Raw genomic sequence first — 19,358 nt, forward strand, 5'->3', positions numbered from 1 at the left:
CGCGCCCTCAATTCTGGGCGTAATAAATTACGCCCCTACACAGAATCATATGACCAACGAATTAAAAAATCTCACCGTTGTCGCCTTTGAAAGCCGGATGAGTCTGGTCCTCCAGCGGAAATTGGAAGGGCTGGGAGCAACAGCCCTTGTGGCTCCGTCGATGAAGGAAGTTCCGATCGCGGAAAATCCAAAGGTGTTTGATTTTTTTGAAGAGCTGGAGGCAGGGCGGATCGATCTTCTCATTCTTTTAACCGGCGTGGCGACGCGGACGTTTATTTCCACGCTTGAAACAAAATATCCCCAAGCACAGATTATTCGGACTCTGGCCACGAAAACAAAAATCGTTGTCCGTGGCCCCAAGCCGACTGCCGTTTGCAAAATGCACAACATCCCGATTTTTGCCACCGCCCCGGAACCCAACACCTGGCGGGAAATTTTAACGATTCTCGAAGAGGAAAATTGTCTTCAGGGAAGACGGGTCGGTGTTTTGGAGTATGGAATCTCCAACACCGCCTTTTTACAGGAGCTGGAACAGGAGGGGGCCTCTGTGATTCCAGTGCCCGTTTATCAATGGGCGCTTCCCGACGATCTTGGTCCGCTCAACCGGGCGATTGACGCGATTTGCAACGGCGAGGTGGATTTGGCCCTTTTTACCAGTGCCAATCAGGCGGATAACATGCTCCGCCGCGCCCAAGAGAGGGGGATAGAAGCGGCACTCCGTCGCGGATTTTATCGGACAGCCATTTTTTCCATCGGTCCCGTCTGTTCCGAAAAGCTCTCTGATCTGCAATTTTTCCCTGATGAAGAGGTGTTCCCCAATAAACTGGATGCACTGGTGGAACTGGCGGCGAAGAAGGGGGGGATGTTGGCCATGAGGAAAAAGAAAAGGGCTTCGGTATGTGAGGTACGTGAACGGGTGACGCCGAGGGAGGGTTCCCGATCGAGCCGCAGTCGTGCTCCTTCACGACGAGGACGAGAGCGGGAAACCCGAAGGCGGCAGGACCCGTTCACGCAAACATCGGATTCGCCCATCCTTCGTGCTTGTCGGGGCGAAAAAAACAAAACCGTTCCGATCTGGCTCATGCGGCAGGCGGGGCGGTATATGGCGGAGTATCAGATGGTCCGCGGCAAGGTCGGTTTTCTGGAATTATGCAAAGATCCCGATCTGGCCGCCGAAGTCACAATTTCGGCAGTAGAGCGGCTAGGAGTGGATGCGGCGATTATTTTTTCCGACATCCTCCTGCCGCTGGAGGCGATGGGGGTTCCGCTGGAATATCGCGACAAAGAAGGCCCGGTCATCGGCCGGCCGGCGCGGGATATCCAGTCGATTGAAAACTTGAGGCCGGTCGACCCGCACGAGTCGCTTGGGTTTGTCCTCGAGGCGATCCGCAAGACACGCAAGGCCCTGCATCCTCAAATCCCTCTCATCAGCTTTTGTGGCGCGCCGTTTACGATGGCTTCCTATCTCATCGAAGGGAAAGGTTCGCGCAACTACATTCCGACCAAAGTTTTAATGAAGGAGAATCCGTCCGCGTGGAAGGCCCTGATGAAAAAACTGGTGATGGTTCTCACCGATTTTCTAAACGCCCAGGTGATTGCAGGGGCCGATCTCCTTCAGGTGTTTGACAGCTGGGTCGGGTGTTTGTCGCCGGAGGATTACAAGGAATATGTCCTGCCCCATACCAAAAAACTCATTTTGGGGATTAAAAAGGGAACCCCCGTCATTCATTTTGGAACCGGCACCGGAACTTTGCTGGAACTGCAAAAGCAGGCGGGGGGGGGTGTTATCGGCGTCGACTGGCGGGTGAATATCAAAGACGCGGCCAGGCGTTTAGGCAAAGTGGGAATTATGGGAAACCTCGATCCGGTGATTCTGTTTTCAAAGCCGGAGGTCATCCGTCGCGAGGCAAAAAAAATACTTCAAGCGGTTGGCAAAAGGCCCGGATTTATTTTCAATCTTGGTCATGGAATTCTCCCCGAAACACCCGTCGACCATGTCATGGCGCTGGTGGATTTTGTGCATGAGTGGAAGGTGAGGTGATCATCTCGCAGATCGCCTCCACCCATGAGGGATGGCTATTCAGAGAAGGGATCAATGCCAGCCTTTCCCCTCCCGTAGCCAAAAAAGATTCCTTTCCGCGGATGGCGATCTCTTCCAGTGTTTCCAGACAATCGGCCACAAACGAGGGACAAAAAACAGCGATTCTCTTTTTTCCCTGTCGAGCCAGTTCGGGGAGGATCAAATCGGTATAGGGTTTAATCCACGGTGTCCTCCCAAGACGCGATTGGAAAGAGATGGTGTATTGGTCTTTGGATAATGCCGATTCTTGTGCTATGGCTCTGGCCGTCTGAACGCAGTGGGCCCGGTAGCAGAGGCGATTATGCTCCGAAATCGTTTCACAGCAGGAATTATCCATCGGACAGCGGGAAACTTTTCTGATATGTCTTTCGGGCAAACCATGAAAACTGAAGACCACATGATCAGGGTTCAGATCGGTCAAAACCGGACGGCCGGTTTCCGCAAAGGCCCGAATAAAACCGGCGTGGCCATAGAAAGGACCGACGGTGTCGAGCATTCCTTCGTAACGGAGTTCGCCCAATATCCGACTTGCCTCCTGAAGGGAGGTTTCGGTGGAGGAAAGAGCATACTGCGGATAGAGGGGAAAGACCTTGATCGAATGAACGCCGGCGTCCACCAGTCTGGCAATCGCTGTTTTAAGGCCTGGATTGCCATAACGCATCGCTGTTTCCACAGCAAAGTTGCTTCCCAATTTTTCGGCGACCTTTTTTGTCAGGTCCATCGTGTGAAACAAAAGCGGGGAGCCCCGGTCGGTCCATATTTTTTTGTAGGCTAAAGTCGATTTGGGGGAACGAAAGGGGCCAATAATGCAGTTCACCAAAAGCCATCGCGCCAAAGGATTAATGTCGATCACATAGGGGTCGGACAGGAACTCTTTGAGGTATCTCCGGACAGCCGGGACCGTCGGTTCATCCGGGGTGCCGAGATTGATGAGAAGGACGCCGTTTTTCATACCGTCCTCGAAAATACCGGCGTTTTTGCGTGACTCCGGACTCCCTCCAGATAGCGGTCGAACGCCATGGCGATGTTTCTTAAAAAGAGGGTCCCTTCGTTGACCGCCCGAATTTTATTTTCGTCGATCGCCAACAGGCCGTCGTCGGCAAAAGTTTTCAGCCGTGAAACATCTTCCGCAAAATAATCGGCAAACCGGATGTCCCATGCCTTTTCAAAGGCCGGAATATCCACGCGGCCCCGGCACATGATGCGGGTGATCAAGTCGCGCCGCAAGGTGTCGTCGCGGTTTAAGCAAAAACCGCGAAATGTCGCGAGTTGACCTTGTCTTATCGATTCATAATAAGCCCTCAATTCCTTTTTGTTCTGAAAATAGTTCCCGCCGACATACGAAATACTGCTGACTCCAAAACCGATCTGGTGGGCATCGGCCCTTGTTGAATATCCCATGAAATTCCGGTGAATCGTTTCGTTATCCAGCGCCCGGCTCAACTCATCCTCTTTCAGGGCGAAGTGATCAATGCCGATGTGGCGATAGCCGTTTTGGGTGAATGTCTCGTAGGCCTTTTCAAAGAGCTGAAGTTTCAGTTCTGGCGGCGGGAGATCGGAGTCTTTGAACGACCGCTGAACAGGGCGGACCCACGGGACATGGGCATAGCTGTAAACCGCCAGACGGTCGGGGTGGAGATAAAGGACTTTTTTCAGCGTCTCTTTCCAGCCCTTCATGGTTTGTCCCGGAAGGCCGTAAACCAGATCGAAGTTGAACGACTGAAAACCGAGTTTCCGCAGAAGCGTCACCATCTCTTCCGTCATTTCGTAGGTTTGATTGCGATGGATCAGTTTTTGGACGGTTGGGTCGAAATCCTGCACACCGAGGGAAATCCGGTTGAACTTGAGTTCCGCCAGCATCTCGCAAAAGGCCTCTGTCGAAGTTCGCGGGTGCAGTTCGATTGCGATTTCGGCGTCGGACAAAAGATGAAAATGTTTTCGGACACGATCGACGATTTCTTTGAGTTCTTCCGGTTGAAGGAAATTGGGGGTGCCGCCGCCGAAGTGAAGCTGGACGACCTCCCTTGTATCCTTGGGCAGAAGATCACCGATCCGATCGAGCTCGGTCAAAAGGACATCCACATATTCGCGGGAGCGGGCATGGTCTTTGGTGATCACCTGCATACAACCGCAAAAATGGCAGAGCGATTCGCAGAAGGGGAGATGGAAGTAGAGAGATAACGGGTCCTGCCGCCTGCGGGTCCTCCCGCTCTCGTCCTCGTCGTGAAGGAGCACGACTGCGGCTCGATCGGGAGCCCTCCCGCAGGCGTCACCCGTTATCTCTCTCAGAGCTTTTTTATAGTTTTCTTTCCCCACATCGCTCGTCCATGCCGGCACGGTGGGGTAGCTTGTATACCGCGGTCCCGGTACGTCGTACTTTTGAAGTAATTGGAGCAAGCGGCTGTCCATGGGATTCTCCTATAATCCGCTTTGGTGCACGATTTCAACCCCATCTTTTCTTTTGAATATCGTGACCTCCTCTCAATGCCGTACCGCCTGTTTTAACAGTGGTCAGCGTATTGAGGATCATTTCGTTGACGTCACCGAAATGATCGGCATTGGCAAAGGAGGGCAACGGGAGGTCAAGGTGACGCTCTTTTCCCGTTACGCCTGTTATCTCATAATTCAGAATGCCGATCCCTCCAAAGAAATCGTTGCCCTGGGTCAAACCTCTCTCTACAATCTATTCCGTAGATCTAACCGTCCGATTTTCGGACGAATGCGCCCCAAAAATGGACGGTTGCACCAACCTCCCGTTTCATAAGTCCTTGAAATTTAATGAATCCGATCTCATTGCCACAGGTGGCACGAGATTTGCTCATGTTCAGAGAGGCTGTTTTTGGCCTTGCATTCATTTATTTACGGTATATACTAAAAATGAGATTCGATTGGGATCCCAAAAAGGCGGAACTAAACGAAAAGAAACATGGTTTTAGTTTTGCAGAGGCTATCACAGCGTTTGATGACCCGCTTTCTTTGATTGTCGATGACAAAAAACATTCTGTTGCGGAAGAGAGAAAATGGTTAATTGGCAATACCGACGCTGGAAGATTAGCGGTTGTTGTCTTTACAGAGCGCGCGGAAATAATCAGGGTAATCAGTGCGCGACCCGCAAGCAGAAAAGAGAGGGAAATTTATGATACGATACAGAGAATTCCCGTTTGAACGGGCGCGAAGGGCAACTTCCGAGGAGTTGAAAAAATACCGGAAAGCCATCGAAAGAACTTTGGGCGTAAAACGGAAAAGCCGCGGCCGCCCGCCCAAGTTATCCAGGGATAAATACCTTGCGGTTTCCATCCGCCTGCATCCTCTCGCACTCTCGTGGGTTAGAGGAGAAGCAAGGAAAAGAGGGGTGGGGTATCAAACGGTCATTAATCAGATTCTCCTTAAGCAGGCGGCATAGAAAATGCAATTTTTGCGCCGTTATTTAATGTAGACCGTCTTGATATTCACAAACTCGCGAATGCCGAAGCTGGAGAGTTCGCGCCCGTAGCCCGACTGTTTGATCCCGCCGAAGGGGAGGCGGGGGTCAGACTTCACATGGGTGTTCACAAAACAGTTTCCCGCCTCCAATTCGTCCGTGGCAATATGTTCTCCCTTTGTGATGTCGGTTGTAAAGACCGCCGCGCCGAGGCCAAAAGGGGTGTCGTTTGCAACCCTGATTGCTTCCTTCTCATCTTTGACGGAAATGATTGAAGCCACCGGGCCGAAGAGTTCTTCATCATAGGCCGGCATTCCCTTTTTTACCTTCGTCAGAATAGTCGGAGGATAAAAAGCCCCTTTGCCTTCCGGAATTTTTCCTCCCAAAATAAGTTTGGCCCCTTTTTTGACGCTTTTTACCACTTGCCGATGGAGCTCTTCTCTTAAATCGGGACGGGCGAGCGGGCCGAGCGAAACCGCTTCGTCAAACGGGTCCCCCATTTTTTTCCCGGACATCTTTTCACCCAGCCGTTTTTCAAATTCTTTGCGGATCGATTCCACCACGATAAACCGCTTGGCCGCCACACAACTTTGCCCGGTGTTCAACAGTTTGGCAAAAACGCAGGTCTCAAGCGCCTGATTCAAGTCGGCATCAGCCAAAATCACATACGGATCGCTTCCCCCCAGTTCCAGGACCGTTTTTTTCAGTGCCGCTCCCGCCTTGGCCGCAACCGAGCGTCCCGCCGGGGTAGAGCCGGTCAGCGTCACCGCGCAGACCGCCGGATGATCGATGATTTTTCCCGTGTCTTTTGCGGCAATCAGAAGAGTCCGAAACAGATTCTTTGGAAACCCGGCGTCGCGGAAAATACCCTCAATCGCGAGGGCGCAACCGGACACATTGGAGGCATGTTTGAGGACGACGGCGTTTCCGGCCATAATCGCCGGAGCCGCGAATCGAAAAACCTGCCAGAAAGGAAAATTCCACGGCATGATCGCCAAAACAACGCCGAGGGGCGTATAGGCAACATAGCTTTTTGCCGCATCGGTTGGGACGATTTCGGGCGAGAGGAATTTTTCGGCGTTTTCGGCAAAAAAATCGCAACCCCAGGCGCATTTTTCAATCTCGGTCCGCGCCTGCGCAATCGGTTTTCCCATTTCACAGGTCATGAGCCGGGCAAATTCCTCTTTTTTGGAGCGGAGAATCCCGGCTGTCTTCCTCATTTTTTCCGATCGCTCCGCAAATGAAGTCTTTCGCCATTCCTGAAAAGTCTCCGACACGCCGGCCAAAATCGCGGCAACTTTTTTGGAGGACATGGAAGTGTATTTGTTGATGAGCGAACCGTTTGTCGGATTGATCGACTTGAAAATCATCCTTTTTTCTCCCTTTTGGTCTCAAAAAAATCCTTCAGCAAGGCGGCGCACTCATTTTCCAAAATTCCGCCGGTAATTTGCAAGGTATGATTGTTTGCGGTGATGGAACTCTGGTTGGAGAGGGATGGAAAAAGGTGCGCGGAGGCCCGTTTGGGGTCGGTACAGCCAAAAACCAGCCCTCCTACCCGCGCCTGTAACACCGCCCCCAGGCACATGAGACAGGGTTCCAAGGTGACATACAGGGTCGTCTCGGAAAGCCGCCAGTTGTCGAGCCGTTTCCCCCCCTCTTCCAGCGCCGCCATTTCGGCATGGTGGAGGGGATTTTTCGATTTCTCGCGCGCGTTGTGCGCCCTCGCAACAATTTCACTCTTGTGAACGAGGACGGCGCCGATGGGAATTTCACCCTCATCGGCGGCCTTTCGGGCCTCAACAAGGGCCAGTTGCATGAATCTGCAGAGGGAGCTCTGTTCCGCTGGCGTCAGCTCGCTCAATTCAGGTAATTTTTCTCGACTTTGGCTTTGATCGTTGCGTAAACAATGACTCATTGCTTTGTCCTTTCACCTCGCTTCCGCTGACTGCCACGCGTCACAGAGCTCCCTCTGCATTCAATTCCTTCCCGCGCCAGCAGTTCCTTTTTCTTTTTTACTCCCAAAGAAAATCCGCCGATCGACCCGTCGGCGCGAATGACCCGGTGGCATGGCACCACCACCGGATACGGATTTTTTTTCACCGCCTGCCCCACCGCCCGCACCGCTTCGGGCTTGCCTATTTTTTTGGCCACCCATGCGTAACTCCGAACCTGGCCGGCCGGGATTTTCATCAGTTGCCGCCAAACCTTTTGCTGAAACGGCGTTCCACATGAGAAGTTCGGTTTTTTTATTTGAGACATGGGGAAACAACTAGTCGAGCAGGGTGGGAGCGTCAATATTTAAACACTAGTAAGCTCTCAAATCGATAAAGTTATCATATTGAAAATGGTTTTTTTTGGGGCTTGGAAGGGACATAAGTAAAAATATTAGTAATTTCAGCTAGTTAAAATATGAACAAAACTCGTTTGGTTGGCACGAAATCTGCATGTTGTTACAGAAGGGGTGAGTCGAGGTATGAGGGATAAACATCTTGTAGAATCGAAAAGGAATCATCCTACCGCGGGGTCCCAACATGGGTCAGTGACCCCTGGGTCTGAAACCCACGGGTCGTTGACCCAGGAGTCACCAATTCCTCCGAGACCCTACGTTGAAATTCCGAACATTGACAAATTGTTCAAACCGCACGGGGTTTATGACGGCAAGATGTTTTATACCCATGACAAAGTGACCTATACCTTCGTTGACAACAAAGAGGTCGTCTCCCTTCATTTCGACAAAAAACGCCAGGCCATTTTTTATCGCGGCCACAATATCGCCAACCTCAATTTAACCGACGACCAAAAGCGGCATCTCGACCGGTTTGCGGAGGAGCTGGACAAAGATCCGCAGACCAAAAGCTTCTCTCCCATTTATTCCAAGGCACTCGGCGCGGCGATGAAACGGTAGCGCCGGTCAATCAAATCAAAAGGAGAGTTCTTTTGACGGAGCAATTTTCGCTCCCGCCAGCCACATCCACCGACGAAACAATCCAACTCGGGGCGGCTTGCGAAAATTGCGAAGACAAAGGGACTCTCCTTTTGATGTTGCCAATCTACGGCAATTCACCGAAAATCAACCTGTGGACATTAAGCCAATCAGGCTCATCCAGAAGGTCGAGCCGGCCGAAATTCCGCAGACGCGGATCGACCGCAACCTTCCCCGCGCCCCCGTTCTTCCCAAACCCCCTCCCGGAAAATGGGACTACTCCGGCGGGCGCATCGTCTTAAACGGCCGCGATGTGGCTGGTCTTATCGAGCAGACGGCAAACCAGAAACCTGTTGCCTTGTCAAAGCTGGCCGGCGAGCTGGAGGCGTTTCGGAACTATTACATCCGCAAAAATTCAAAAAAGCGGAAAAGAAAAGCGGGAGGGGAAGTCATCGTCGAGGAACTCGACCCCACCGGCGAGCTGGGGCATCTCTCGGCGCTGGTGGATGCCTACATCGCCAAGATTATGCGCCTTCTCAAGCGCAAATACGACGAAAAGGCCGACGGCCTTTCGTATTCCCTTGATGATGACGGCCAGCTGGTCTTAAACGGCATGAACGTCACCGCCTTTATCCGGATGGCCGAGCAGTATCCCGGCGACAAGGCCCGCCTGTTTTTAAAAGGGCTGAAGGAACGCCTCTCGGTCATCCTCTCCAACAAGACCCGAAACCCCAATTACGAAAAAATCTACGAGGCGACCCAACGCCTCTTTGAACAGATCGATCTCGAACTGAAAAGAATCGTTGAAAAAGAGCGGCTGATTGAGAATAAGTAACCTGTGTACGCCCCCCGCGAAATCGCGCGCAGGCCGCTTTTTTATCCCCTTTGCCTCCTCATCATCGGGATTCTTGCCTGGGATCATTGGATTCTCCCCAATAAAAAAAGTCTCCCGCTCCCCGATAAGCCCGCCGAATACGAAGGGGTGATCGTCGAAAACCCCGATGTCTCGGGAGAAAAGACCAAGGCGGCAGGGCCCCTCCAAAAAGCTGGCGGGCAGGCGCCAACCAAATGGTCCGAATGGACCTTCAAACAGTCCGCAAACTTCTTGGCAAAACGCGTAGAAGTTGCAGAGAAAAAAACCAAACTTACGGTCAAGAAACGCGCCGAAGACGGACGCGAGGCAAAAGTTCTTCTGACACTCATCGATACTGCCATGCCGTTCCGACGGGGCGATTGGATTCGCTTTCACACCCGCCTTAAAGAGCCGGTCTCTTACAAAAACCCCGGCGGCTTCAATTATGCCCGTTATTTGCGCCGGAAGGGGATTTTAGCGACAGGCTTCATCCGGACCCCGAAAGATATCTCGGCGATTGAACCGGTTGAACCGGCTCAGCCGGCCCGTCTTTCGGCTCTGGAGTACAGAATGGATGCGCTCAAGACAAAAACAAAAGAACATCTTGTCTCCCTTGCGGGAACGCGTTCCGCGGGGATTCTCGTCGCCCTCCTTTGGGGGGATGAGTCGCTTCTCGACTTCGAGACCGAAAATTTGTTTCGCAATCACGGCATCAATCACCTTCTGGTCATCTCCGGCCTCCACTTCGCCACGCTGGCCTTTTTGATCTTTCATCTGTTCATGGCGACAGCAAGGCTTTTTCCCCGCCTCCTCCTCTCATTTCCCATGCGAAAAATCGCATCCGGGGCGACGATGGTTCCACTGACTCTCTATGTTCTCTTTTGTGAACCGAACCCTTCCATTACGCGGGCCTATATCGCCATTGTCGCCTATCTGGCCGCGATGATATTAAACCGCTCGCGCGATCTCCTGAACGTCGTCTTTTTGGCGGCCTTTATCATTCTTTTGACGCGCCCTTCCGACCTCTTTGATCTTTCATTCCAGCTGTCGTTTGGCGCCGTCTTGTGTCTTGCGCTGATTTTGCCTGTTTTGTCGGATTTTTTTGCCCAAAAGCCGGATGACAAAAAGAAAAACCTTTTGAGGCAAATTACCTCCTGGTTCGGCGAATTGATTCTGATCAATGCGGCGGTGTTTATCGGGCTAACCCCCATTCTTGTTTATTATTTTCATCGCATGACCCCCGATTCATTCATCATGAACCTCTGGGCGGTTCCCCTTTTTGAACTGGTGATTGTGCCCATCGGCCTTGTATCCCTTGTCCTTGAAATTTTTGCGCCGGGAGCCGCCTCGTTTCTTTTTGCTTTTGACACCCGGCTTATCGACGCGGCCCTCCGGATTTTGCAAAAGGCCGATTCATTGTTTGGAACCCCTCTCCTTGTTTTTCCGCCCCGCGGCTGGGAGCTGATGCTCTATTTTTTTCTCCTTTTTACGTTTGTCCTCGGCGTCCGGCCCCGATTTCGCAAAATTACCGCCCTTGCCGTTGCCGCTGTTTTTCTCGTTGACGGGGGTTTCAGGCTCCATCAGGTGTACGGCGCCGATCGTTTCCGGATCACGCAGATCGACGTGGGGGAGGGGGATTCCCTTTTGGTGGAATCGCCTGGACCGAAACGGGTGCTGATTGACGGCGGGGGATCCCCTTTTTTCGATCTGGGAGAAAATGTATTGATCCCTTTTTTGCTGTATGAACGGATTCCAAGGCTGGATGCCGTTGTGGTCACGCATGCCGACACCGACCACTATCTGGGTCTTCAAAAGGTGCTGGAGTCTTACCGGGTCGGCGAACTCTGGTGGAACGGGGTTTTGGACGACAACCCGGCTTATCGGCATTTGTTGGAAACAGCCGGGGAAAAGGGGATCAAAATCGTCGAAATGAGTCGCGGGATGCAATTTTCTTTGTCGGCGGAAGATCGCTGGGAGGTCCTTTCGCCCGATCCGGAGGACAAGATCACCGCCAAAGACAATAACCGGTCGGTTGTCCTTCGTCTTACGGTGCGCGGCTGGACGGCGTTGTTTACGGGCGACCTCGAATCGTGGGGGGAATTTAAATTGTTGCGATCGATGATAGGGGCGTCCGCCAATACTTCGTGGCGGACGCCCCTACGCTCCGATTATCTGAAGGTCGGCCACCACGGGAGCCGGACATCAAGTTCGGAGGATTTTTTAAAGGCGGTCTTGCCGCGCGTAGCTACTGTCGGGGTCGGAGCCGGGAACCGGTTTCGTCATCCCTCGCGCGAAGTGGTCCGGCGGTTTGAAAGCCTCCACATTCCAATGTATCGAACCGACCGGGACGGGGCGATTCAGGTGAATTTTGACGGGAGTGAAATTCAGGTCAAAACATACAACAAACAAAAGGGGTCCTTTTGACGAAGTAATTTTCGTTCCCGCCGGCGACATCTGTCGGCGAGACAATCCAACTCCGGGCGGCTTACGAAAATTGCGAAGACAAAGGGACCCCTTTTGTTTGTTGTCACTACCGTAATTCCAGCATTTCCCACGACAGAATATCCCACCCCAGCGGCGGGGTTTTTTTGGCGGTTAAAAGGACGCGGGCCATCTGGCCGTTTCCCAACTGCAGGAAGGCGTCGATTTCGGAAAGATTCCGGGCCTGTTCGGACACGCCATTGATTTCGACCTTTTGAACCGGGTTTTGGCCGATGATGGAGGTTTTGTATTTTTTGCCGTAGCTTTTAAAAAAGCCCGCGGTCATTGAATGGGCCGATTTGGCCGATGGCATCCGCCCGCCGCAGGCGGCGAGGACGGCGAGCATTAACAGTGTCATGAGTGTTTTTCGCATTGGGCAGGAGTATCAGCAGATGCTCTGGACAATGTCAAATGTCAAAGTCATTTGTATGAGACACGCCACGCCTCGAGGAACTCCACCAGAATCCTCCCCGTTGCCCCCCAGATTTCGTGGTTCTTATAGATGAAGGTGGGATCTTCGTATTCGATGCCATAGAGCTGTTTTTTCACATGTCGAAAATTTTCGGGGTTCAGGAAGTGGCCGACCGGAGCGGTGAAAATCTCGGCAATCTCGGAGAGGCTGGGTTTTAAGGTGAAGGATTGACTTACCCTGCCGACAAACGGGGTCACCAGATAACCGCTTGGCGTCGCCAGTTGTCCCAAGCGTCCGACGGATGAAACCAGCGAAGGTTCGAGGCCGATCTCCTCCCGGGTTTCACGAATCGCCGTGGCCCACAAATCGCTGTCTCCCTCATCGCAGGCGCCGCCCGGAAAACAGATCTGCCCCTTGTGATGCAAAACGATCTGCGACCGTTTGGTGAAAAGGAGATGATCCTCACCCTTTTCGCGGAGAAGAAGAACCAGCACCGCCGCCTTGGTCAATTGCGCCGGCGCTCCCGGGTGTGTCTGAACAGCCCGCTTCTGCCGGGCCAAAAATTTTGAAAGCTGTTTGTCCATTATGCTTGGGGCCCTTTCGGCCCGGTTGTTGCTATTCGTATCTATTCAGAGTTGATTAACTATCCCATTCTCCTCTTTCATCTCCGCTCCCACCTCGCTCTCTCCTCCCTGCTCGGTCGGCGCTCGGTGGGAACCCTCCTCCGGCGTCATCGCCACACCGGTATCGGTTGACGCACCACTGTCGCGGGGGAGTTTGATGATCATTCCGGGAGAAATCGGTTCGCCGGGAATCAGGTTGTTCGCCTCTTCCAGGCTCTCCAACGGTATCCGGTAGTAATCGGCAATCGAGGCGGTTGTTTCGTCCTCCTGCACGACATGCCATTCGGCGGTCTGGATCTGCCTCCAGTATCGGGCCGCCGCGCGGGCAAAGAGGGGGCCGAAATTTTTCGGGATTTTTACCAGGTAGCCTGCGGGGAGCGAATAGTCGCCGTTCAACACATCCTCCGCGATGGCGGGGTTTAAATTTCTTAAGACCTCGGGATCGACATCCACCATCTCCGCAAGCATTTTCAGGTTGATGCTCTCCTGCGGCATGAAGAGCTCATATTGCAGGGGAGGAAGTTTTTCAATCGGGCCGAAAAACGTCTCCTGATTGTCGTAAACATAAAGCGCCGCCAAAAATTCGGGATAATAGTTGCGCGAAAAAAACTGGTAGCCCGGATCCTTGAAATTTTTGATGATCGTCGCGATGTCGTCCGTTTTCAACTCTTCCCTGGCGCGAAGCAGGCGGCCGGGGCCCGTGTTATATGCATTTACGGTCAGCGGCCAGGAGCCGAGCAGTTTGTATTCATTGGCCAGATGCCGGGCCGCCGCGTAGGTGGAAAGAATGGGGTCGAGCCGCTCGTCCGCCCACGAGTCGATTTTCAGGTAGCGCTTTCCGGTGGGGTAGATGAATTGCCAAAGCCCCACCGCCTCGGCCGACGAGACGGCATTGATGTTGAAGGCCGACTCCACAAAGGGGATGCGGGTCAGTTCCACCGGGAGTCCCTTCAGCGCAAAAATATTTTCCATCTCCTTCATGTAGAGGCCGGAAAGCCGGATGGCCCGGAGAAAACGGTTTTTGAATCCCGATTGCGTGTCGATATTGTCCGGATCGGCCGCCTCCGAAAGCGAGGAAGGGCCTTCGCGGGCAAAAAGATCGGCGATCCGTTTTTCCTCGGGGGTCAAGCTGGCGCCGCCGGAAATTTTTTGGGGGAGGCCCAAAAGCATTTTGCGGAGGCGCATTTTTTCTTCAAGGATAAACTGGTCTTTGAGCGCGCCGGCCATGGAGGGGGAGAGGCCGGAGGTCAGATCGTCGAGGCCGGACAAGTCGATGGCGGAGTAGACAATGGCCACATTGTCCTTGTGGTGGAAAAGATACTGGTCCTTGTCGTACCGGCCGAAAACCTGAATCCAGAAATCGACCATTCCACGGATCGCCTCGGGAACAGGGAACGAATAATGGACCGGGTCGCGATCCTGCCGGGAGTCGGACACCCATGCCTCGTCAAACGGGACGCCAAAGCGGCGCTCGAATTCCTCTTTTATGGCGACCAGCGATTTTTCCGCCTCGTCCGCCGGAAACGGCGCCTCGCCGCTCGCCTTGAACTGGATGAAATCGCTCAAGCCGGCGGAGGGAGCCGTTTCGTTTGCCCCTTCGGCCTCCGGAGGCGGAATCATGGCCGCGGTCGCAGAATCGGGACGAAAATGGCGGGCAATCTGCGATGGAATTCCAAAAACCAGCAGATAGAGGCTGATGGAAAGGGAGAGAACGAACGCGATTTGCCGGAATTTTTTGGAATAAGTCATCGAATCTGTAATTATAGTCGAATTGTCAAAAAAATCAATTCACAGATCCCTCTCGATTTGCTAAAAGACTTGGATGCCCCACATCAAAAAGCACGCGCAATTTTGGCTCCCCCTTTTGGTTCTTGCGTTCTCTTCTGTTTCCTGCGGTTCAACGTCGGATTCGGAAGAGTCGGAGGAGGATGACGAGGAAGGGGTCACGCTGACCATCTCGGCCGGACATGTTTTTGCCACCCCCGCTTTGACCGCTCCTTCCGGTTCCACCATCACCGTCATTAACAATGATGATACGCCGCACACCGTCACCAGCCAGAGCGCCGAGGATGCCTTTGACGATACGGGTGACTTTGACGTGACGGTCTCTTCCGGGGGAACAGCCCTGCTGACGCTTCCCGAGGCCGCCTCCGGGACGGTATTTTTCTATTATTGCGCGTTTCATGTGGACGGCATGAGCCCCTCCAGCGGGACAATCGCGATTGAATGAAAGCACCATCAAAACCCCGTGAAGTTTGGGCCACACGCGTCGGCCTGATTCTGGCCGTGGCCGGCAACGCCATCGGCCTCGGCAATTTTCTCCGCTTTCCGGTCCAGTGCGCCCAAAACGGCGGCGGGGCCTTCATGATCCCCTATTTCATCGCCCTCTTTTTGCTCGGCATCCCGCTTATGTGGTGCGAATGGGCCATGGGACGTATCGGCGGCCGACACCACTGCGGCACCACCCCCGGCATCTTCCATGTCCTCTGGAAACATCCTGTCTCAAAATATCTGGGGGCGCTGGGGATTTTTATCCCGACGGTGGTGGCCATCTATTATGTTTACATCGAATCGTGGACGCTGGCCTACGCCGTTTTTTCGGTGACCGGAAAATACTTCGGCATCATGACCCATGAAGGGATGGGGGAATTTCTGGCCAGTTATCAGGGGCGGTATCCCAGCGCCCACTTTAAAACCATCGTGCCGGCCCTTCTTTTTTATCTGTTTATTCTCTTCGTGAACGTCCAGATACTCTCCCGCGGCATTGTGAAGGGGATCGAATGGCTGGCCAAGTGGGCGATGCCGACCCTTTTTATTTTCGCCATTGCCATGGTGGTGCGCGTGTTCACCCTCGGGACCCCCGATCCGACGCATCCCGAAATGAGCGTTCTGCATGGTTTCGGCTTCATGTGGAATCCCGATTTCTCAAAGCTTACCCAAAGCCAGATCTGGCTCGCCTCGGCGGGGCAGATTTTTTTCACCCTGTCGCTCGGCTTCGGCGCCATCCAGACCTTTGCCAGCTACGTCAAAAAAGATGAAGACATCGCACTAAACGGCCTCACTACCTCGGTCACCAACGAATTTGCCGAAGTGGTCTGCGGCGGCTCCATCGCCATTCCGGTGGCGGTGGCCTTTTTCGGCATTGCCGCCACAACCGCCATCGCCAAAGGGGGGGCGTTCGACCTTGGTTTTCAGGCGATGCCGATTATTTTCCAGAAAATGCCCCTGGGACAGATCTTCGGCGGCATATGGTTTTTTCTCCTTTTTTTGGCGGCCCTCACCAGTTCGGTGGCCATTGTCCAGCCGCTGATGGCTTTTTTGCAGGAAGAGTTCCAGATCGGCCGGAAGAAGGCGGCATGGGCCTGCGGGGCTGTCTTACTTGCCTTCGGCCTGCCGGTGATTTTTTTCCTCAAGTACGGTTTTTTGGATGAATTCGATTTCTGGGCGGGCACCTTTGGCGTGGTGGCCTTTGCCGTGATCGAGATCATCGTCTTTTTCTGGATTTTCGGCGCCAAAAAGGCCTGGGAAGAAATTGTCAGCGGCGCCGATATCAGGATTCCGAGGATTTTCTATTATATCCTCAAGTATGTGACGCCGGTTTATCTGATTGTCCTTCTTGTCGCCTGGTTTGTCCAAAACGGGCTGGATGTCCTTCTGTTCAAGGGGGTTTCGGAGACCAACCTTCCCTATGTGATTACAGCCCGAATTGTGCTGGCCGGCATGTTGATCGCTATTCTTTGGATGGTTAATCGCGTTTTTAAAAGGGAGCACCGGATTTTATGATGTCCATGATGGCGATAAACGATTTGTCTTCCGAGGGCCTGATTTTCATGGCCGGTTCGTGGGCGATTATTCTGGGCCTGTGCGTTTTCTGTTTTTGGAAAGTGCTGAAGAAAAAAGAAAAGCGCTAAATTTTCAGCCGCGTTTTTATCCGTTCCACCGCCTCTTCGATTTTTTCCTTGAAACCAAAGGCGCTCAAGCGAAGATAGCCCTCGCCGGAGGGGCCAAAGCCGGCCCCCGGTGTTCCAACGACATGACATTCCTTCAGCAATTTTTCAAAAAAGGCCCATGAATTCATTTTGCCGGGGGTTTTAAGCCAGATGTAGGGGGCGTTGATCCCTCCAAAGGCCTCAAGCCCCAGCGAGATCAATCCCTCGCGGATCAGCCGCGCACTTTCCATGTAAAAATCGACCAGCTCGCGGACCTCCTGCTTTCCCTCCGGCGTGTAGCAGGCGGAGGCCGCTTTTTGCACCGGGTACGAAACGCCGTTGAACTTTGTCGTCTGGCGCCGGTGCCACAGAGGGTTTACCGCCACCGCTTTTCCCTTTTTATCTCTGGCCTTCAATGCCTCCGGAATCACGGTGTAGGCGCAACGGGTGCCGGTGAAGCCCGCGGTTTTTGAAAAGCTCCTAAACTCGATGGCCACCTCTTTTGCCCCCTCGATTTCGTAAATGGAATGGGGGATTGTCTTGTCCGTGATATATGCTTCGTAGGCGGCGTCGAAGAGGATGACGGCGCGGTTCTTTTTGGCGTAATCGACCCATTTTTTGAGCGAACTCCGGCTCATCGCGTGGCCCGTGGGATTGTTGGGGGAGCAGAGATAGATGAGGTCCGCTTTTTTCTTCGGCGGATCGGGGTCGAAATCATTTTCCGCGGTCGCCGGTATATGGAGGATGGGGGTTCGCCCCGCCATCACGTTCGTATCGACATAAACCGGATAGACCGGGTCGGTGACGGCGACTTTGTTTTTGAGGGAAAAAATTTCCTGGATGTTTCCGGTGTCGCACTTGGAGCCGTCGGAGATAAAAATCTCATTTGGCTTCAGAGACACGCCGCGCGGCTTAAAATCATTCTCGATGACGGCCTCGATCAAAAACGGATACCCCTGCTCCGGCCCGTAGCCGTGAAAGGTGAGCGGCTCGGCCATTTCGTCCACCGCCTCGTGAAAGGCGCGGATGACCGCCTTGGGGAGGGCCAAGACCACGTCGCCGATGCCGAGACGGATCAGGGAAGTTTTTGGATTTTTTTCCTGAAATGCCTTTACCCGGCGGCCGATTTCGGGAAAAAGGTAGCCCGCCTTGAGTTTCAAATAGTTATCATTTATTTGGGGCATAATTTGCCTTGGGTGTACCACGCTTTCCCTCTTGATTTCAATCGACAATGTGTCTTAGTCCATTGTCGTGCCGCACATTGCCTTTATCGCCATTGGCTCCAATCTGGGCAATCCCGCCGAGCAGTGCCATCGCGCCCTGTGCAAGCTCGAGAACACCGAAGGGATCACGCTTGCCTGCTGTTCCTCTTTTTACCCGACCGATCCGCTGGTGCCGGACGGGGTCGACCACTCCACCGTACCGGCATATGTCAATGCTGTTTGCGAGATCAGCACCACATTAACCCCCGAACTTCTTCTTGCACGGCTCTTGGTCATCGAGAAAGAAATGGGGCGGGAGAGGCGCGAAAAATGGGAGTCCCGGATTATCGATCTCGATCTCTTGTTTTATGATGATTTGGTCTTTCACACAAACACCCTTAGGGTGCCCCATCCAGAGATTCAGAACCGGCGGTTTGTTCTGGAGCCGCTCTGCGAAATCGCGCCTCAGTGGATCCATCCCGTACACAAAAGGACGGTTCGGGAAATGGCAGGGGATCTGTCTTCCACCATCCACTATTCACCATCCACTATTCACCAATCATGAATCTCTTACGCGCCCTTTTCATCCTGCTTTTAATCTATTTCGTTTTTCGCTATATCACCCGTCTGTTTGCCCCGGCGCAAAAAAGAGAAAATCGCCTGGACGAGGGGAGGGAGCAACTTTATCCGTGCCCAACCTGCGGGACGTACAACACGTCCGCTGTTGCCTTCCGGGCCAATGGGGGTTATTACTGCAATCGGGAATGTTTTAATCGGAGGGAGAAATGAAAATCTTCATCGACAGCGCCGATATCGGCGAAATTCGCGAGGCCAACGCCATGGGGGCCATCGACGGCGTGACCACCAATCCGTCACTGGTCGCCAAAACGGGGCGACGGTTTGAGGAGGTCATCAAGGATATTATTGCAGAGGTCAACGGCCCCATTTCGCTCGAGACGGTGACGCTCAAATGCGACTCGATTGTGGAGGAGTCCAAAAAACTTCACGGCATCCACAAAAATGTCGTCGTCAAAATTCCGCTGATCGAAGAGGGCTTAAAGGCGATTCGCAAGTGCCGCGATCTGGGAATTCCGGTCAACTGCACCCTCTGTTTTTCGGCCAATCAGGCGCTTTTGGCGGCCAAGGCGGGGGCGACCTATATCAGCCCGTTTGTCGGGCGTCTGGATGACATCGGCCAGGTGGGGATGGATTTGATCCGTCAGATCAAAACCATCTATACCAACTACGGCATCAAAACACAAATCCTCGTCGCCAGCGTCCGGAATCCCATTCATTTTCTGGAGGCGGCGCTCATCGGCGCCGATGTGTCGACTCTCCCGTTCGCGGTCATCCGGCAGTTGGCCAAACATGCGTTGACGGACGCAGGGCTGAAAAAATTTCTTGCAGATTGGGAAAAAGTGCCGAAATAATGGA

The 19,358-nt window shown here is 53.3% G+C and carries 20 protein-coding genes; 10 read left to right on the top strand and 10 right to left on the bottom strand.

The window, feature by feature from the left end; genetic code table 11:
- Positions 1-49: 49 nt before the first annotated feature.
- Positions 50-2,041 (top strand): uroporphyrinogen decarboxylase, encoded by a 1,992-nt coding sequence (gene hemE / locus HYU99_10140; GenBank protein MBI2340702.1) that lies wholly within the window; start codon positions 50-52, stop codon positions 2,039-2,041.
- Here the strand turns inward: hemE and hemH are convergent.
- From hemH to HYU99_10155, 3 genes are read right to left on the bottom strand one after another with little or no spacing between them, the layout of a single operon-like run.
- Positions 1,998-3,032: a ferrochelatase gene (hemH, locus tag HYU99_10145; protein MBI2340703.1), complete on the bottom strand. Its 1,035-nt coding sequence runs from the start codon at positions 3,030-3,032 to the stop codon at positions 1,998-2,000. The two genes, hemE and hemH, sit on opposite strands and share 44 nt — an antisense overlap.
- Positions 3,029-4,489 (bottom strand): oxygen-independent coproporphyrinogen III oxidase, encoded by a 1,461-nt coding sequence (hemN, locus tag HYU99_10150; GenBank protein MBI2340704.1) that lies wholly within the window; start codon positions 4,487-4,489, stop codon positions 3,029-3,031. Before hemN ends, hemH begins: the two co-directional genes overlap by 4 nt.
- Positions 4,490-4,523: 34 nt before the next feature.
- Positions 4,524-4,748, bottom strand: coding sequence for a hypothetical protein (locus HYU99_10155; protein MBI2340705.1), 225 nt, complete (start codon positions 4,746-4,748; stop codon positions 4,524-4,526).
- A 209-nt stretch (positions 4,749-4,957) separates the two neighbouring features.
- Between HYU99_10155 and HYU99_10160 the strand changes: the two genes are divergently transcribed.
- Both HYU99_10160 and HYU99_10165 read left to right on the top strand, forming a co-directional pair.
- Positions 4,958-5,245: a BrnT family toxin gene (locus HYU99_10160; protein ID MBI2340706.1), complete on the top strand. Its 288-nt coding sequence runs from the start codon at positions 4,958-4,960 to the stop codon at positions 5,243-5,245.
- Positions 5,217-5,483, top strand: coding sequence for a BrnA antitoxin family protein (locus tag HYU99_10165; protein ID MBI2340707.1), 267 nt, complete (start codon positions 5,217-5,219; stop codon positions 5,481-5,483). Before HYU99_10160 ends, HYU99_10165 begins: the two co-directional genes overlap by 29 nt.
- 20 nt (positions 5,484-5,503) lie before the next feature.
- Here HYU99_10165 and HYU99_10170 read toward each other — a convergent pair whose 3' ends face one another.
- The 3 genes from HYU99_10170 to HYU99_10180 all read right to left on the bottom strand — a co-directional run bounded on the left by HYU99_10170 (position 5,504) and on the right by HYU99_10180 (position 7,760).
- Positions 5,504-6,871, bottom strand: a complete 1,368-nt coding sequence (locus HYU99_10170) for an NAD-dependent succinate-semialdehyde dehydrogenase (GenBank protein ID MBI2340708.1) — start codon at positions 6,869-6,871, stop codon at positions 5,504-5,506.
- Complete coding sequence (locus tag HYU99_10175; protein ID MBI2340709.1) at positions 6,868-7,317, bottom strand: nucleoside deaminase; 450 nt, start codon at positions 7,315-7,317, stop codon at positions 6,868-6,870. Before HYU99_10175 ends, HYU99_10170 begins: the two co-directional genes overlap by 4 nt.
- A gap of 95 nt (positions 7,318-7,412) precedes the next feature.
- Entirely contained in the window at positions 7,413-7,760 is a 348-nt protein-coding gene (locus HYU99_10180; GenBank protein MBI2340710.1) for an MGMT family protein, read from the bottom strand.
- Positions 7,761-8,130: 370 nt separating this feature from the next.
- Here HYU99_10180 and HYU99_10185 point away from each other — a divergent pair, with 370 nt between their 5' ends.
- The 3 genes from HYU99_10185 (at position 8,131) to HYU99_10195 (ending at position 11,701) form a co-directional block, all read left to right on the top strand.
- Entirely contained in the window at positions 8,131-8,406 is a 276-nt protein-coding gene (locus HYU99_10185; GenBank protein ID MBI2340711.1) for a hypothetical protein, read from the top strand.
- A gap of 172 nt (positions 8,407-8,578) precedes the next feature.
- Complete coding sequence (locus HYU99_10190) at positions 8,579-9,259, top strand: hypothetical protein (GenBank protein MBI2340712.1); 681 nt, start codon at positions 8,579-8,581, stop codon at positions 9,257-9,259.
- 3 nt (positions 9,260-9,262) lie between these two features.
- On the top strand, positions 9,263-11,701 hold the full coding sequence (locus HYU99_10195; GenBank protein MBI2340713.1) for a DNA internalization-related competence protein ComEC/Rec2: 2,439 nt from the start codon (positions 9,263-9,265) through the stop codon (positions 11,699-11,701).
- 106 nt (positions 11,702-11,807) lie between these two features.
- Here the strand turns inward: HYU99_10195 and HYU99_10200 are convergent, their stop codons facing one another.
- The 3 genes from HYU99_10200 to HYU99_10210 are packed head-to-tail and all read right to left on the bottom strand — an operon-like array spanning position 11,808 to position 14,542.
- Entirely contained in the window at positions 11,808-12,131 is a 324-nt protein-coding gene (locus HYU99_10200; protein MBI2340714.1) for a hypothetical protein, read from the bottom strand.
- Positions 12,132-12,178: 47 nt separating this feature from the next.
- A complete protein-coding gene (locus tag HYU99_10205) occupies positions 12,179-12,754 on the bottom strand; it encodes a CoA pyrophosphatase (protein MBI2340715.1) in 576 nt (191 codons plus the stop codon).
- Between the two features lie 45 nt (positions 12,755-12,799).
- Entirely contained in the window at positions 12,800-14,542 is a 1,743-nt protein-coding gene (locus tag HYU99_10210; GenBank protein MBI2340716.1) for a transglycosylase SLT domain-containing protein, read from the bottom strand.
- 73 nt (positions 14,543-14,615) lie between these two features.
- Between HYU99_10210 and HYU99_10215 the strand changes: the two genes are divergently transcribed.
- Positions 14,616-15,023 carry a hypothetical protein gene (locus HYU99_10215; GenBank protein MBI2340717.1) on the top strand — a complete coding sequence of 136 codons (408 nt, stop codon included), beginning with the start codon at positions 14,616-14,618 and terminating at the stop codon, positions 15,021-15,023.
- On the top strand, positions 15,020-16,576 hold the full coding sequence (locus tag HYU99_10220; GenBank protein ID MBI2340718.1) for a sodium-dependent transporter: 1,557 nt from the start codon (positions 15,020-15,022) through the stop codon (positions 16,574-16,576). Before HYU99_10215 ends, HYU99_10220 begins: the two co-directional genes overlap by 4 nt.
- Positions 16,577-16,700: 124 nt before the next feature.
- On the opposite strand, the gene HYU99_10225 is transcribed toward HYU99_10220, so the two are convergent.
- Entirely contained in the window at positions 16,701-17,906 is a 1,206-nt protein-coding gene (locus tag HYU99_10225; protein ID MBI2340719.1) for an LL-diaminopimelate aminotransferase, read from the bottom strand.
- Between the two features lie 67 nt (positions 17,907-17,973).
- Here HYU99_10225 and folK point away from each other — a divergent pair, with 67 nt between their 5' ends.
- Both folK and fsa read left to right on the top strand, forming a co-directional pair.
- Entirely contained in the window at positions 17,974-18,489 is a 516-nt protein-coding gene (folK, locus tag HYU99_10230; GenBank protein ID MBI2340720.1) for a 2-amino-4-hydroxy-6-hydroxymethyldihydropteridine diphosphokinase, read from the top strand.
- 220 nt (positions 18,490-18,709) lie between these two features.
- Positions 18,710-19,354: a fructose-6-phosphate aldolase gene (gene fsa / locus HYU99_10235; GenBank protein ID MBI2340721.1), complete on the top strand. Its 645-nt coding sequence runs from the start codon at positions 18,710-18,712 to the stop codon at positions 19,352-19,354.
- Positions 19,355-19,358: the final 4 nt, after the last annotated feature.

It is taken from the genome of Deltaproteobacteria bacterium, assembly GCA_016183175.1.
Classification (GTDB): Bacteria; UBA10199; UBA10199; order UBA10199; family SBBF01; genus JACPFC01.

Coding starts and splice junctions, on each gene's coding strand:
- HYU99_10170 (MBI2340708.1), bottom strand. CDS start 6,871: ATGATTTTCAAGTCGATCAATCCGACAAACGGTTCGCTCATCAACAAA.
- HYU99_10165 (MBI2340707.1), top strand. CDS start 5,217: ATGATACGATACAGAGAATTCCCGTTTGAACGGGCGCGAAGGGCAACT.
- hemE (MBI2340702.1), top strand. CDS start 50: ATGACCAACGAATTAAAAAATCTCACCGTTGTCGCCTTTGAAAGCCGG.
- HYU99_10225 (MBI2340719.1), bottom strand. CDS start 17,906: ATGCCCCAAATAAATGATAACTATTTGAAACTCAAGGCGGGCTACCTT.
- fsa (MBI2340721.1), top strand. CDS start 18,710: ATGAAAATCTTCATCGACAGCGCCGATATCGGCGAAATTCGCGAGGCC.
- HYU99_10160 (MBI2340706.1), top strand. CDS start 4,958: ATGAGATTCGATTGGGATCCCAAAAAGGCGGAACTAAACGAAAAGAAA.
- HYU99_10175 (MBI2340709.1), bottom strand. CDS start 7,317: ATGCAACTGGCCCTTGTTGAGGCCCGAAAGGCCGCCGATGAGGGTGAA.
- HYU99_10205 (MBI2340715.1), bottom strand. CDS start 12,754: ATGGACAAACAGCTTTCAAAATTTTTGGCCCGGCAGAAGCGGGCTGTT.
- hemN (MBI2340704.1), bottom strand. CDS start 4,489: ATGGACAGCCGCTTGCTCCAATTACTTCAAAAGTACGACGTACCGGGA.
- HYU99_10200 (MBI2340714.1), bottom strand. CDS start 12,131: ATGCGAAAAACACTCATGACACTGTTAATGCTCGCCGTCCTCGCCGCC.
- HYU99_10215 (MBI2340717.1), top strand. CDS start 14,616: ATGCCCCACATCAAAAAGCACGCGCAATTTTGGCTCCCCCTTTTGGTT.
- HYU99_10220 (MBI2340718.1), top strand. CDS start 15,020: ATGAAAGCACCATCAAAACCCCGTGAAGTTTGGGCCACACGCGTCGGC.
- HYU99_10180 (MBI2340710.1), bottom strand. CDS start 7,760: ATGTCTCAAATAAAAAAACCGAACTTCTCATGTGGAACGCCGTTTCAG.
- hemH (MBI2340703.1), bottom strand. CDS start 3,032: ATGAAAAACGGCGTCCTTCTCATCAATCTCGGCACCCCGGATGAACCG.
- HYU99_10210 (MBI2340716.1), bottom strand. CDS start 14,542: ATGACTTATTCCAAAAAATTCCGGCAAATCGCGTTCGTTCTCTCCCTT.